The organism is Ruegeria sp. BG10 (genome assembly GCF_056538575.1).
In genome coordinates this window covers 325,587-338,844 of sequence record NZ_JBQFTI010000003.1, presented here as the reverse complement: position 1 = coordinate 338,844, position 13,258 = coordinate 325,587, and the positions used below count along the sequence as shown (strand labels likewise).

Here is a 13,258-nt window from a genome sequence, read left to right as displayed (position 1 = left end):
CAGGTCCTTCAGTTCGAGTTCACGCCGGATTGAAGCGTATTCGCGGCGTCCACAGCGGCAACACGTGTCTGAGCGGCCTGTTGCCAGTCCGCCAGCGCCGCCTGCGCCGCATCGGGCAGGGATTGAATTTCGCTCAGGGCGGCCGGGATGTCACCGTTGGACAGGGCGGCCTGCGCCCGCGACAGAACCGCATCGGGGCCGGCGCCCTCTTGCGGTGTCACCGAACGCGCCCCGGTCTGACGTTGCAGAAAGGCGACCAGACCGGTGCCCTTGTCGGCATCGCGCGCATCCGACAAGGCGGCGCGGGCCGCCGGCGTAAAGGTCGCGCGCAGCGATGCAAGGGTCGACACACCCTTTTCGGCCGGGTCGGACAACGCTTCGGGCACATCCACGCCTGCGGCAGTCAGGTCCGAAATCAGATCGGCATAGGGCTGGCCCGCATCCAGCTGTCCATGAACCTGCGACAGGATCGCCGCGTTTGTCGCCGCCTGCGCCTTGGCAGCAGCCTCAGTCTCAAGCGCCTGCGCGTCCGAGACCATTTTCTCGACCTCCGCCCGTTGCGCAGCCAGCGAATCCTGCAGTTTCTTCAACTCAGCCTCAAAAGCGGCCGACACTTCAGGCGAGGCACCCTGCGTCAATGCCTCGTTTTCCAGATCGCTCAGACGGCTGGCCAGTGGGTCAATCTTGCCCGCCAGACCGTCAACAGCGGATTTCAGAGCGCCCAGATCCGAAGTGATCGGGGTAATCTGATCCGTCAGGGCGCTGATCTTTGCGTTCAGATCGGCGCTGTCGGTCAGCGAATTCGACAGCGACTCGATCCGGTCCGACTGGTCCGAAAGTTTGGATTCCAGCGCTGCAATCGCATCGGTATCGCCTGAACCGAACAGCCCGGCATTGCCCACCGCAAACCCGAGCGCCGCCGCAATCGCGCCGCCGATCAGCGCCGGAACAAAGCCGCCCCGCTTTTCGACCGTCCGTTCGACGATTTTTTCCTGAACCGCTTCGGCTTCGGCTTCGGCTTCGGCTTCGGCTTCGGCTTCGGCTTCGGCTTCGGCTTCGGCTTCGGCTTCGGCTTCGGCTTCGGCTTCGGCTTCGGAAAGGGCCTCTTCTACCGGTTCGGAGACGTCAAGGGGCGCGTCATCCTGTTCGGGCACGGAGTCGACGACGTCCTGCGACTTGGGGTCATCCACAGGCTTTTGATCGGTTTTCTTCTTACCAGCCACCGCACAATCCCCTTATCGAATCCAAAATCACAACAATAACAGACCAGACCAAGTTAATCGGAGGTCTCGTCGCTCTCAACCCGCATCGCATGTTTGACAAGTTTTTTAACGGCTTTCCGCATTTTCTTCGGTGTCGGCTCTTTGGCAATCTTGAGCCGCGCATACTCCAAGGAATAAAGAGATTCGGCAGTGGCGTCGCTGATCGCGGCCAGCCAAAGGGGCGCCGCGCCGGTCCAGATGTCGGCAAAATGTCGCGCCGTTCTGGGCGAAAACAGCGGCACAATCACCGGGGAAATGCCATCTGCGGCGGCGGCGGCTTCGGATGTCAGCGGTAACAGCCGCTGCTGATAGACCGGCTGTTCCTGTACGGTCAGCCCCGACTCGGTCAGCCGTTCGGCGATATTGCCACGGCTATGTTCGCCCCGCAGATGCAGCAGGGGGCTGTCGGGCCGGTGTTTCAGCAGATACCCCACCAGTTCCTCGGCCGTGGCACCCACCATATGCGCGTTCCAGCCGGCGCCCTTGGCGGTGCCCGTGGTGGCCGGACCGACACAAAACGCAGGCACATCGCGCGTCAATCCCAGAGACACGGCAGCATTGACCGCATTGGCCGAGGTAAAGATCAACCCGCGCATGCCGGCGGTATCCACCTGCACCGGCAGGGGTCGGATTTCCAATAGCGGGGAATAAATAACCGCAACCCGAGACCTGACGCGGGTCGGCAACTGCGCAACAAACCTCTCAGAGGCGGCGCGAGGGCGGGTCATCAACAAATTCAACAGGCGGCGCCTTCGGCCTTGGGATTGTTTGCGTCCGCGCAGGGTGATACCCCGCTTGGCAGTCATGATGCAACGGATCAGACCAATGGTGCAAACACTTACCGTTCTGGGGCTGGAAAGCAGCTGCGACGATACCGCCGCGGCGGTCGTGCGCCAGACCGATGGCGCCGGGGCCGAGGTGCTGTCGTCCATCGTGCATGGCCAGACCGACCTGCACAGCGCCTTCGGCGGTGTGGTGCCGGAAATCGCCGCGCGGGCGCATGCCGAAAAGCTTGACATCTGTGTCCGGCAGGCGCTGGAGGCCGCCGGTTTGACCCTTTCCGACATGGACGCGGTGGCGGTAACTGCCGGACCCGGCCTGATCGGCGGTGTAATGTCAGGTGTTATGTGCGCCAAAGGGCTGTGCGCCGCAACCGGTCTGCCGCTGATTGGGGTAAACCATCTGGCCGGGCATGCGCTGACGCCGCGCCTGACCGACGGGATCCCCTTTCCATACCTGATGCTGTTGGTGTCGGGCGGGCATTGCCAGTACCTGATCGCCCATGGGCCCGAGCGCTTTACCCGCCTGGGCGGCACCATCGACGACGCGCCGGGCGAGGCTTTTGACAAGACCGCTCGCCTGCTGGGTCTGCCGCAACCCGGCGGCCCCTCGGTCGAGGCCGAGGCGCGGTCCGGTGATGCCAGTCGTTTTCGCTTTCCCCGGCCATTGCTGGACCGGCCCGGATGTGACCTGTCCTTTTCCGGGCTCAAGACCGCCTTGATGCGGATGCGGGATCAGATCGTGGCCGAAAAAGGCGGTCTGACCCGTCAGGATCGCGCCGACCTTTGCGCCGGATTTCAACAGGCCATTGTCGACACATTGGCCGAGAAAACCCGGCGCGCCATCGACCGGTATCTGCAGGAGAACCCCGCAGACCCGGTGATCGCAGTGGCGGGCGGTGTGGCGGCAAACTGTGCAATTCGCCTCGCGTTAGAGTCTGTTTGCACCGAAAACGGCACCCGTTTCACCGCCCCTCCGCTGAACCTGTGCACCGACAATGCGGCCATGATTGCCTATGCCGGGCTGGAGCGGTTCCGCACCGGCGCGCGCGACGGGCTGGACCTGACCGCGCGGCCGCGCTGGCCGCTGGACCAGACCAGCCCCGCCATGCTGGGCGGCGGCCGGAAAGGCGCCAAGGCATGAGCGTTGCGGTGTTGGGCTCCGGTGCGTTCGGCACGGCGCTGGCAATCTCGCTGGCCGGGACCGGGCCGGTGACGCTGTGGTCGCGGGACGCGGATCAGGCCCTTCAGATGCGGGACACGCGCGAGAATGCAGCGCGCCTGCCCGGGGTGTCTTTGCCCACTGAAATCACCGTCACGTCCGAGGTTGCCCGGGCCACCGAAAGCGAAATCCTTCTGCTGTCGGTGCCGATGCAACAACTGCGCAGCGCGCTACAGGCCCACGCCCCGCTACTTGCAGGAAAGACGCTGGTGGCCTGCTGCAAAGGGATCGAGCTGTCCTCAGGTCTGGGTCCGATCTCGGTGATCCGGCAGACCATACCGGACGCGCGCCCTGCCCTGCTGACCGGCCCCAGCTTTGCCGACGACATCGCGCGCGGGTTGCCCACTGCGCTGACCCTGGCCTGCGCCGCGCCCGATCTGGGCGAAACCTTGCAGAATGTACTGACCACGGCCAGTTTGCGCCTTTACCGGACCACCGACGTGATCGGCGCCGAACTGGGCGGTGCCCTGAAAAACGTGATGGCCATCGGCTGCGGCGCGGCGATCGGCGCCGGGTTGGGCGACAGCGCCCGCGCCGCCCTGATGACCCGCGGGTTTGCCGAAATGCAGCGGTTCGCGCTGATGCGCGGCGCGCGTCCGGACACGCTGATGGGGTTGTCCGGGCTGGGGGATCTGGTGCTGACCTGTTCGTCCGAATTGTCCAGAAATTACCGTTTTGGCCTGTCTTTGGGTCTGAATCGTCCCTTTGACACCGGCACCACGGTCGAAGGTGTCGCCACCGCGCGCGCCATGACTGCGATCGCCACCAAAGAAGGGCTCGACATGCCCATCAGTGCTACGGTGGCGGATCTGAGCCACGGCGCCTACAGTGTGGCGCAAGCCATCCAAACCCTGCTCAACCGCCCCCTGAAGGAGGAATAACATGCTGATCGCCCTTATCGCCCGGGACAAGGACGGTGCCCTGCAAACCCGGCTGGACAACCGCGCCGCCCATCTGGCCTATATCGAGGAAACCGGAGTCGTCGCGCAGGCGGGGCCGCTGCTGAATGGTGAGGCGATGATCGGTTCGCTCATTATCCTTGAGGTCGAGGACATGGCCGCCGCGCAGAACTGGGCCGACAACGACCCCTATGCGCAGGCCGGGCTGTTCAAGTCGGTCGACCTGATCGTCTGGAAAAAGGTGGTGGGCTGATGGCGTTCTGGCTGTTCAAATCCGAACCCTCGACCTGGAGCTGGGATCAGCAGGTGGCCAAAGGCGCAGCGGGCGAGGAATGGGATGGCGTGCGCAACTATCAGGCGCGCAATTTCATGCGTCAGATGGAAGTTGGCGACCGGGGGTTTTTCTATCATTCGCAAAAGGACAAGGCGATTGTCGGCATTGTCGAGGTCTGTGCCGAGGCGCATCCCGACAGCACCACCGATGACGACCGCTGGGAATGCGTGGATATAAAGGCGGTGCGCCCCTTTGCGACTCCGGTGACACTGGATCAGATCAAGGCCGATGACCGCCTGGCCGAGATGGTGCTGGTCAAGAACTCGCGCCTGTCGGTGCAACCGGTCAGCGATGCCGAATGGCAGGTGATCTGTGATCTTGGGCAGACACAGGCGGATTAAGGTACCGGCTGGAAAATAACGGAACTGTAATTAAGGGAAGGCCCTGACGATCGCAGAGCCTTCCCTACCCCCGCGTGCTCCCTACTCACCACACGCGTATGGAAATCTTTGGCTCTGACCGTCCTGGTCACAACCTGATCCTAGTCGATTTCATGCGGCGGGCACAAACACCAAGTGCTTAAAATTTAAACCGCCCGCGATTGTGGCTTTGCCCGGGGCAATGTCAGCCGTAGACCGACTCTTTGCCGAAATGTTTGGTCAGCATGTAATAGACGACGGCGCGGTATTTGTTGCGCTCGGACATGCCGTAGGTTTGCAATACCTTGTTGATCGCTTCCATCAGCTCGGGACCGTCCGAAAGGCCCAGCTTCTTGATCAGGAAATTGTTCTTGACCGTCTCAAGCTCAGCGTCCTGACTGGCTGCCACCGTTGCGGCGTCCGCGTCATAAATGGACGGGCCACAGCCGATGGTGACTTTGGTGAGAAGGTCCATATCCGGATCCACACCGCATTTGGATTTCAGATCTTCTGCGTATTTGGCGATCAACTCGTCGCGTTTTCCCATGAATTACTCTCCCTTAATGCAGCTTTTGCCGCGATTGCTCACGTCCTTGAAACAAGTGCAGGCAGGTTAGACATTTGCGATTTTCGAACAAAGGGAAAATTTCCGCACTTTCCCCCTGAGCGGATTGCAACCCATTCCGGCGGTCGGCTGTGGATTGCATTTGGCGAAATTTTAATTTAACCTTTTTGTTAAATAATAAGCAGGAGAGCCCCATGCCCGTGAGTTTCCCGAACGAATCCGCCGAATACAGAACCGCCCGCGCCGCCCTGCTGGCGGCCGAGGTCGAACTGCGTCAAAAGGTCGAGGACGTCGCCGCCCTGCGCCGAACCCTGCCAAAAGGGGGCGCGTTGCCGGATGACTATGTCTTTCACACGCTGTCCGGTGACCCGGTGCCCCTGTCGTCGCTGTTCGGCGCGCAGGATACGCTGGTTGTGTATTCGCTGATGTATGGCCCGGATGCCACCTCGGCCTGCCCGATGTGTTCGGCCTTTCTGGACGGGCTCAACGGGCAGATCGCCCATCTGTCCAAAACCGTTTCGATCGCGATTGTGGCGCAGAATTCGCCTGAAAAGCTGCGCGCCCTCAGCACGCGGATGGGCTGGGACAATCTTCCGCTCTATTCCGCGCTTGGCACGACTTATCAGCGCGATTACCTGGCAGAGACGGGTGACGGCAACCAGTTGCCGATTCTGAATGTCTTTCAGCGGGATGCTGATGGCATCCACCATTTCTGGAGTTCCGAGATGTTCTTTGAACCCAGCGACTGGCATCCGCGTCATGTGGATGCGGCCTGGCCGCTTTGGAATATTCTGGATCTGACACCCGGCGGGCGCGGGGATTTCATCCCGCCCCTGCGCTGAAACAGAGGTCATCCAACGAAAAACGGCGGCCACATGGGCCGCCGTCTGAATTCTGCTTCGCCGTCACTCAGTAGCGATAATGTTCGGGCTTGTACGGGCCTTCCGGTTTCACCCCGATATAGGCGGCCTGTTCGCTGTCCATCCGGGTCAGCTTCACACCGATGCGGTCCAGATGCAGGCGGGCCACTTTCTCATCCAGATGCTTGGGCAGGATGTAGACCTCGTTGTTGTACTCGTCACCTTTGGTGAACAGCTCGATCTGCGCCAGAACCTGGTTGGTGAACGAGGCCGACATCACAAAGGACGGGTGCCCGGTGGCGTTGCCAAGGTTCAGCAGGCGGCCTTCGGACAGCAGGATGATGCGGTTGCCCGAGGGCATCTCGATCATGTCCACCTGTTCCTTGACGTTGGTCCACTTGTGGTTGCGCAGATTGGCGACCTGAATCTCGTTGTCGAAATGGCCGATATTGCCAACGATGGCCATGTCCTTCATCTCGCGCATATGCTCAATGCGGATCACGTCCTTGTTGCCGGTGGTGGTGATGAAGATGTCCGCGCTGGCAACCTCGTCTTCCAGCAGGGTGACTTCAAACCCGTCCATCGCGGCTTGCAGCGCGCAGATCGGGTCAACTTCGGTCACCTTCACACGGGCACCAGCACCGCGCAGCGAGGCAGCCGAGCCCTTGCCCACGTCACCATAACCGCAGACCACAGCAACCTTGCCGGCCATCATGGTGTCGGTGGCGCGGCGGATACCGTCGACCAGCGATTCCTTACAGCCGTATTTGTTGTCGAATTTCGACTTGGTGACCGAGTCGTTCACGTTGATCGCCGGAAACGGCAGGTGGCCGTCTTTCACCAGCTGATACAGGCGGTTCACGCCAGTGGTGGTTTCCTCGGACACGCCCTGAATCTGGTCACGCATCTTGGTGAACCAGCCGGGGCTTGCCGCCATGCGCTTGGCGATCTGCGCCTTGATGACCTCTTCCTCTTCCGAACCCGGAACCGGGATGATGTCCTCACCCGCTTCGGCGCGCGCGCCCAGCAGGATGTACAGCGTCGCGTCGCCGCCATCGTCCAGGATCATGTTCGGGCCGTCGTCGAACTGGAAGGATTTGTCCAGATAGTCCCAATGCTCTTCCAGCGTCTGGCCCTTGATAGCGAAGACGGGAATACCTGCTTCGGCAATCGCCGCCGCCGCGTGATCCTGTGTCGAGAAGATGTTGCACGACGCCCAGCGTACATCCGCGCCCAGCGCCACCAGCGTTTCAATCAGAACGGCCGTCTGGATGGTCATGTGCAGCGAACCGACGATCCGCGCGCCATTCAACGGCTTCGCGTCACCATATTCGGCGCGCAACGCCATCAGGCCCGGCATCTCGGTTTCAGCGATATCCAGTTCTTTGCGGCCGAACCCGGCCAGCGAAATGTCTTTGACGATATAGTCCCCGGCCATCAGGTGCTCCACTCCGGTAAATCACAGTCCGGGGCTGCCCCTAGCACTCCTTGGGGCAGGTGGCAACGAGGATGGCCGGAAACGGGATGTTCCGCCGCTTAAATCAGCTGGGTTGACCCTTGAGTTTAATCTTTGGGGCCGCTTCAAAAAAATCGGTGCCAACGGCGACAATACAACTAATGCCGTTCGCCTGGGTCACCAGAACCGTGTAGCTTCCGGTTTCCTCCGAGGTCCAGACCTCCATGACCGATTGCGCCCCGCGCGTTTTCTGCAATCCGCCAAAGGCCAACTCTTCTGAATAGCTGTTTTGCAACTTGGCGATGACATGCTCACGCTCGGCGCAATTCTGTGCAAAGGCAGGGGGTGCTGTGGCGGCCATTCCAAAGGCCAGGGTTATTCCAAACAGACGCTTAAACATAGCTAGCTCCTTTCGATACGAGTTACGTTCCGAGAGGGGCACACCGGGAGGAGCATGCGCCCCCCTCAGCACAAATGTCGGTATCACCAGGTGTCGATTCAAAGCACGAATGCTCAAGAAAAAGTTGGCAGCCAGTGATCTCGACAGATACACCATACCACAAAAACGCGAAACTTGCGTGTTCAACTTCACAAGGCATGGCAGAATGGCAACACAACCCAGAGCATGGCAACGGATGCTGTCAGGTCGCAGGCTGGATCTGCTGGACCCGACCCCCGTGGACATCGAAATCGAAGATATTGCGCACGGGCTTGCCTTTGTGGCGCGCTGGAACGGCCAAACGGCGGGCGATTTCGCCTATTCGGTGGCGGAACATTCCCTTCTGGTTGAGCAACTTTTCGGCCGGATTGCCCCGAAAGCGCCGATAAAGTGGCGCCTCGCGGCTTTGTTACACGATGCACCCGAATATGTGATCGGAGATATGATCTCACCCGTCAAATCCGCCGTAGGCCCGGATTACGGCGCGCTGGACGACCGTTTGGCGGCAGCAATCCATATCCGCTTCGGCCTGCCCGCTGCGGTGCCGAAAACGGTGAAGCGGCAGATCAAGAAAGCCGACAAGATCAGCGCCTGGATGGAGGCCACCCAGATCGCCGGGTTTTCAGAAGGGGAAGCGACCAAGTTCTTCGGCCGCCCCGACAAAGCGGTGATGGAGGGGCTGGAGATCACATTGCGACCACCAGTTGAAGTGCGGCGGGCCTATACCGATCGGCACAAGGATTTGATAACGCTCCTATAAGATATCCAATTCTCCGAATGACTGCCAAGAGCCCAACCCGGTCATCAAAAATTCGTGCTGCGTGCGCACGCAGTTCAAATTCCACCACGCTCGCATCGTCTTTGTCTCTGCAAGGCAGCGTGAAAATCGGCCATTCGAAGGCCGCGCAGCGAGGATCGTCAGAGCAACTCACAGGTCGCGGGACAAAGGTGTCGTTGTCATCTAGACCCTCAGTCGCTAGGTTGCACGTCGCGGCCCCGTAGCAGCGAGGCATTGATGCGGAAAATCATCGTCACTGGAGCAAATGGTGTAGGGAAAAGCCGTTTCGCTTCGGAGTTGTCATTGGCACGGCCAGAAATTCCGGTGATCTGTTTCGACGCGATCAAACTTCGTACAGGTTGGCAACAGCGCTCTCGACCGGAGATAGACGCGGCTCTGGCACTGGAACTCGAAAAAGAAGAATGGATACTTGAGGGCGGCCCAAGCCTTTTGTCTCAAGCGGTTAGTCAGGCTGATGCTCTGGTCTGGCTGGACCCGCCTGAGTTGGTTAGGGCATGGCAGCTTGCAACGCGGCCATGGAAATTTCTCGGAAAGACCGGACCAGAATTGCCATCTGGGAATGTCGATTGGCCTTGGCAGCAGTACAAATTCGCCCTTCGCAGTCTCAAGAACAGATCGAAATTTCGCAAATATATCTCGGAAGTCTTTCACGGCTCAGATGGGCTTCAAAAGTGGCGATGTCGCAGCAACGCAGACCGAGCCGCTGTCATCAGAGAGTGGGCACAGCAACAATCTGATTGAAGGTCTGGGCTCGTTGCCGTCTAGTGCTCATGCAGCAAGGGTGTTGTAACGGGCGCTAGGAAACCGGTCATTGGCAAATCTGTGAAGACCCTTGTTCTGGCGACGTCTCTGGCAAATCGCTGCCGTTCGCGTCCTGGAAGCCGAGGCTCGTGCCAGTGGCGGCGAAACGGGCGTCTGAGCCCATATTGACCGATGCCGCACGCTGCACGAATGTCGGCTCACGCGAGCGCAAACTTGATCTTATTAGTGAAACCTGATATTAGCTACGGCTAATATAAATGTGCCTGAAGAAGATGGTCATGGATTTCCAAAGAGCATTTGGTGCCGACATGCGCGAGGTCAGCAAAGGTGAGCGTAACGGTCGCCCCACCCACGTGGTTCGCGCCTCGCGCACCTATCCAACCAGTCAGGAAGATTTGTGGAATGCAATCACCGAGAAGCATCGGATAGAACGCTGGTTCGGCAAAGTCTCGGGCGATTTCAAACCCGGCGGACGATTTTCAATCGTGGGCAACGCGGACGGCGACATTACGTCATGCGATCCACCGCATACCCTAGCCCTTACATGGGAATTTGGTGGAAGCACGAGTTGGGTCACAGCGACGATCAAAAATATAGAGGACGGCGCACTGCTGTCGCTCGAACATGAGCTTCCAACTGATAGGGAAAATGAAGCGCATTGGAAAAAATACGGTCCTGGCGCAACAGGCGTCGGCTGGGAAATGGCGATGCTTGGTCTGGATGGCCATGTTCAATCAAACGGTCAGAGTCTGATTGAAGCGGGTCGGGCATGGGCACAAGGAGAAGTAGGCAAGAGCAGGTTGCGTTCCTGGGCCGAGGCATGGGGGAAAGCCCATGCCGAAGATGGCACCCCCATGAAGATCGCGATGGAAACCGCGGCTCGCACCGCAGATTTCTACACCGGAGAAGAGTGATGCACGCCTTCGATGTTCTGTCGGACCCTGTCCGGCGGCGAACGCTAGAGCTGATTGCCCAGAAGGAGCACGCATCAGGAGAAATCGTTGACGTTATCGAAGCTGAATTCGGCATTTCGCAATCCGCGGTATCGCAGCACCTTCGTATCTTGCGCGATGCCGGATTTGCACATGTGCGCAAAGAGGGTGCAAGACGGTGCTACTCGATTGATCCAACAGGCTTCGAGGATGTGCATGCATGGCTTGATCAGCTTCATCGCTATTGGGGATCCAAAATGGAATCTCTTGCGACCGAGATTGAGCGAGACAAGCGTTCTGGCGCGACAACGTAGCTATGCCAAACGGGAAGGTCGTTTTCGCGATCCGTTCGGGCATCTTTGGATTCTATCGCAGGAGATCGCAAAATGACTGTCCTACGGATTGTCGCTGATATTGCGGCTGAGTCAGTTCCGGAGATACGAGATTTCTACCGTGAACTGTTGGGCCTTGATGTCGTTATGGATCTTGGGTGGATTGTCACGCTTTCGTCTGGTGAAACCGTGCCCACCCAACTCAGCATTGCCTCCGAAGGCGGCTCAGGGGCACCCGTGCCCGATCTTTCGATTGAGGTCGATGATGTGGACGCGGTCTACAGTCGTGCGAAAAAACAGGGGCACAAGATTGAATATGAGCTGACGGATGAGCCCTGGGGTGTCCGCCGGTTCTTTGTTCGAGACCCGACCGGCAAGCTTTTGAACATTCTTTCTCATTATAGCTGACACGACGTTATCAGTCGGGATGTTGTAAGACTGGGATTAGCGAGCAAGTTCGAATATGATAATTTGAGACAATGAGCTCACAGCACCGAGATTGGATTGCGTTTGTCCGTGCCATCGGCCCATTGACCCACCAGAAGATGTCAATGGCTCAGCTTCGCACGGAATGTGCGGAAGCCGGTCTCAGAGATGTTCGGACGGTTTTGGCAACCGGAAATGTCATTTTTTCGTCGGAACTGCCAGAATCCGAAATCCATCGTATCCTGAGCGCAGTGATCTCAGCACATGATTTGCAGAACGAAGTGTTCTTGCGGCGAGTACACAGTTTGAAGCAGGTTTTGGCCGAAAACCCATTCCCTGAAGCGTCAGCAGAACGCCCGAACCATACGTTGGTCCTATTCATGTCAAAGAAACCAGAGCTGTCAGAAATCGGCGCATTGGAAGGCTTCGATGGGCCAGAGAGCGTCAAAGTAATCGGCAAGGAAGCCTACATCGACTACAAGAATGGCGTGGCAGGGTCAAAGCTCGCACCTGGACGGCTTGAAAAGCTGCTTGGGCGATCCGGAACGGCCCGAAACTGGAGCACAATCACGAAAGTTGTTGATCAAGCATGCCCAGAACTGGATTCATAGACCATATCGGCATCGCAGTGCCCGATCTTTCCACCGCGAAAAGCTACTATGATGCGCTCATGCCGATCCTTGGTCTCAAGGAGTGGTTCAAGACGGAACCAGAATTTAACTACGGACCAGACGGTATACTAGGCACGCAACTGTTCTTCTACCAAGCCAAGGAAGCGGGAAGCTATTCGCGTCATACTACCGGACTGCAGCATTTGGCATTCGCAGTAGAAACCCGCGATGTGGTGCATGAGGCATATCAGTGGGCGCTGGCGCAGGAAGCGCAAATCCTGCACGAACCCCGCGAGTTTCCGGAATACGGAACTCACTATGCCACCTATTGGCTTGATCCTCTCGGCATCAAGCTTGAAGTGGTCTGCCACAACGAAGCCGAAGACTAGTTTGCCGGGGCAATTGTCAATCCACGGATCGGTAGCCGGGCCGCGGATTTCTTCATATGGATCGGCCTATCAGAGCAGTCTGTTGCTGATCTCGACAAGATTGCCGTCCGGGTCGCGGAAGTAGACTGACACTAACCTGCCGACAGCGCCTGCTTTCTCCGCAGGTCCTTCCACGATCTCCACCTGGTGTGAGCGGAGCTGTGCGACCACGTTGTCAATCGGTGTATCTGTCACAACGCAGAAATTGCCGCTGCCTGGGACGGTTCTCTCGGCGAGGCCGGGCAGATCACTCGCATCCTGCAAACTGATCTTGTTCGATCCGAAATGAAGCGACCATTTTCCTGCCCGCTCCTCATGTGGTGTCATCCCCAGAACACGCTGATAGAATTCCAATGTAGCGTCGACATTGCGAACGCAGAGGACAATGTGGTCGAAGCCATAAATGTGCATGCTGTGATCATAGCGATTAACGTGCAGCACAGCAAAACGGCGAAATAAAGCGAAATAGGTCTCACTTTTAGCACTCAGCCGCACTCGACCCCTATTAACTCCAAAGCGGTCAATCGAGTTGTCGCGCCTCTGGAATGCGGGCACAGTGTTTCAATGAAACAGGTTATTGTCGTGAACGATGCGCTGAGATTGCCTAAAGGTAAGCTCTCGGCACAGGTTGCCCATGCCTCAGTATCGACTTTTCTTGCAGCAGCAGAAAGTATGCGGGAAGAGTGGCTTGGACGCGGAATGCCAAATATTGTGCTTAAAGGGGTCCATTGCGGTACGGGGCGAAATGACACACTAAGGTTTTTCGACTAAGCTGGCGTTCGTCCTTCTCGCG

General features: G+C 58.6%; 19 protein-coding genes. 13 read left to right on the top strand and 6 right to left on the bottom strand.

Annotation, left to right across the window (positions count from 1 at the left end; genetic code table 11):
• Positions 1-8: 8 nt before the first annotated feature.
• A complete protein-coding gene (locus ACR0D8_RS15020; RefSeq protein WP_480647661.1) occupies positions 9-1,223 on the bottom strand; it encodes a COG4223 family protein in 1,215 nt (404 codons plus the stop codon).
• A 53-nt stretch (positions 1,224-1,276) separates the two neighbouring features.
• The gene (locus tag ACR0D8_RS15015) at positions 1,277-1,990 is read right to left on the bottom strand and encodes a uroporphyrinogen-III synthase (protein WP_480647659.1); all 714 of its coding nucleotides are present in this window, start codon (positions 1,988-1,990) and stop codon (positions 1,277-1,279) included.
• A gap of 97 nt (positions 1,991-2,087) precedes the next feature.
• On the opposite strand from ACR0D8_RS15015, the gene tsaD reads away from it, so the two are divergent.
• Genes tsaD through ACR0D8_RS14995 form a run of 4 tightly spaced genes read left to right on the top strand, consistent with a single transcriptional unit; the run spans position 2,088 to position 4,837 of the window.
• Complete coding sequence (gene tsaD, locus ACR0D8_RS15010) at positions 2,088-3,185, top strand: tRNA (adenosine(37)-N6)-threonylcarbamoyltransferase complex transferase subunit TsaD (protein ID WP_480647657.1); 1,098 nt, start codon at positions 2,088-2,090, stop codon at positions 3,183-3,185.
• Positions 3,182-4,144 carry an NAD(P)H-dependent glycerol-3-phosphate dehydrogenase gene (locus ACR0D8_RS15005; protein WP_480647655.1) on the top strand — a complete coding sequence of 321 codons (963 nt, stop codon included), beginning with the start codon at positions 3,182-3,184 and terminating at the stop codon, positions 4,142-4,144. Before tsaD ends, ACR0D8_RS15005 begins: the two co-directional genes overlap by 4 nt.
• Before the next feature lies 1 nt (position 4,145).
• The gene (locus tag ACR0D8_RS15000) at positions 4,146-4,415 is read left to right on the top strand and encodes a YciI family protein (RefSeq protein ID WP_475156409.1); all 270 of its coding nucleotides are present in this window, start codon (positions 4,146-4,148) and stop codon (positions 4,413-4,415) included.
• On the top strand, positions 4,415-4,837 hold the full coding sequence (locus ACR0D8_RS14995; RefSeq protein WP_475156406.1) for an EVE domain-containing protein: 423 nt from the start codon (positions 4,415-4,417) through the stop codon (positions 4,835-4,837). Before ACR0D8_RS15000 ends, ACR0D8_RS14995 begins: the two co-directional genes overlap by 1 nt.
• Before the next feature lie 223 nt (positions 4,838-5,060).
• Here the strand turns inward: ACR0D8_RS14995 and ACR0D8_RS14990 are convergent, their stop codons facing one another.
• Positions 5,061-5,402: a DUF2853 family protein gene (locus tag ACR0D8_RS14990; protein ID WP_480647652.1), complete on the bottom strand. Its 342-nt coding sequence runs from the start codon at positions 5,400-5,402 to the stop codon at positions 5,061-5,063.
• Positions 5,403-5,614: 212 nt separating this feature from the next.
• Here ACR0D8_RS14990 and ACR0D8_RS14985 point away from each other — a divergent pair, with 212 nt between their 5' ends.
• Positions 5,615-6,262, top strand: a complete 648-nt coding sequence (locus tag ACR0D8_RS14985; protein ID WP_480647650.1) for a DUF899 family protein — start codon at positions 5,615-5,617, stop codon at positions 6,260-6,262.
• Positions 6,263-6,329: 67 nt separating this feature from the next.
• Here the strand turns inward: ACR0D8_RS14985 and ahcY are convergent, their stop codons facing one another.
• Both ahcY and ACR0D8_RS14975 read right to left on the bottom strand, forming a co-directional pair.
• Entirely contained in the window at positions 6,330-7,718 is a 1,389-nt protein-coding gene (gene ahcY / locus ACR0D8_RS14980) for an adenosylhomocysteinase (protein ID WP_480647648.1), read from the bottom strand.
• 103 nt (positions 7,719-7,821) lie between these two features.
• Positions 7,822-8,136 (bottom strand): hypothetical protein, encoded by a 315-nt coding sequence (locus ACR0D8_RS14975; protein ID WP_475156389.1) that lies wholly within the window; start codon positions 8,134-8,136, stop codon positions 7,822-7,824.
• A gap of 205 nt (positions 8,137-8,341) precedes the next feature.
• Here ACR0D8_RS14975 and ACR0D8_RS14970 point away from each other — a divergent pair, with 205 nt between their 5' ends.
• The 7 genes from ACR0D8_RS14970 to ACR0D8_RS14940 all read left to right on the top strand — a co-directional run bounded on the left by ACR0D8_RS14970 (position 8,342) and on the right by ACR0D8_RS14940 (position 12,426).
• Complete coding sequence (locus ACR0D8_RS14970; protein ID WP_480647646.1) at positions 8,342-8,935, top strand: HD domain-containing protein; 594 nt, start codon at positions 8,342-8,344, stop codon at positions 8,933-8,935.
• A gap of 255 nt (positions 8,936-9,190) precedes the next feature.
• Entirely contained in the window at positions 9,191-9,715 is a 525-nt protein-coding gene (locus ACR0D8_RS14965) for a P-loop NTPase family protein (protein ID WP_480647644.1), read from the top strand.
• 278 nt (positions 9,716-9,993) lie between these two features.
• Positions 9,994-10,650: an SRPBCC family protein gene (locus tag ACR0D8_RS14960; protein ID WP_480647643.1), complete on the top strand. Its 657-nt coding sequence runs from the start codon at positions 9,994-9,996 to the stop codon at positions 10,648-10,650.
• Positions 10,650-10,982, top strand: coding sequence for an ArsR/SmtB family transcription factor (locus ACR0D8_RS14955; RefSeq protein WP_480647641.1), 333 nt, complete (start codon positions 10,650-10,652; stop codon positions 10,980-10,982). Before ACR0D8_RS14960 ends, ACR0D8_RS14955 begins: the two co-directional genes overlap by 1 nt.
• Positions 10,983-11,054: 72 nt before the next feature.
• On the top strand, positions 11,055-11,408 hold the full coding sequence (locus ACR0D8_RS14950; protein ID WP_480647639.1) for a VOC family protein: 354 nt from the start codon (positions 11,055-11,057) through the stop codon (positions 11,406-11,408).
• A gap of 71 nt (positions 11,409-11,479) precedes the next feature.
• Positions 11,480-12,037, top strand: a complete 558-nt coding sequence (locus ACR0D8_RS14945; RefSeq protein ID WP_480647637.1) for a DUF1697 domain-containing protein — start codon at positions 11,480-11,482, stop codon at positions 12,035-12,037.
• Positions 12,016-12,426: a VOC family protein gene (locus ACR0D8_RS14940; protein ID WP_480647635.1), complete on the top strand. Its 411-nt coding sequence runs from the start codon at positions 12,016-12,018 to the stop codon at positions 12,424-12,426. Before ACR0D8_RS14945 ends, ACR0D8_RS14940 begins: the two co-directional genes overlap by 22 nt.
• A 69-nt stretch (positions 12,427-12,495) precedes the next feature.
• Here the strand turns inward: ACR0D8_RS14940 and ACR0D8_RS14935 are convergent, their stop codons facing one another.
• Positions 12,496-12,960 carry a VOC family protein gene (locus ACR0D8_RS14935; RefSeq protein ID WP_480647633.1) on the bottom strand — a complete coding sequence of 155 codons (465 nt, stop codon included), beginning with the start codon at positions 12,958-12,960 and terminating at the stop codon, positions 12,496-12,498.
• A 69-nt stretch (positions 12,961-13,029) separates the two neighbouring features.
• Here ACR0D8_RS14935 and ACR0D8_RS14930 point away from each other — a divergent pair, with 69 nt between their 5' ends.
• Positions 13,030-13,236, top strand: a complete 207-nt coding sequence (locus ACR0D8_RS14930; protein WP_480647631.1) for a peptidyl-tRNA hydrolase — start codon at positions 13,030-13,032, stop codon at positions 13,234-13,236.
• Positions 13,237-13,258 lie beyond the last annotated feature (22 nt).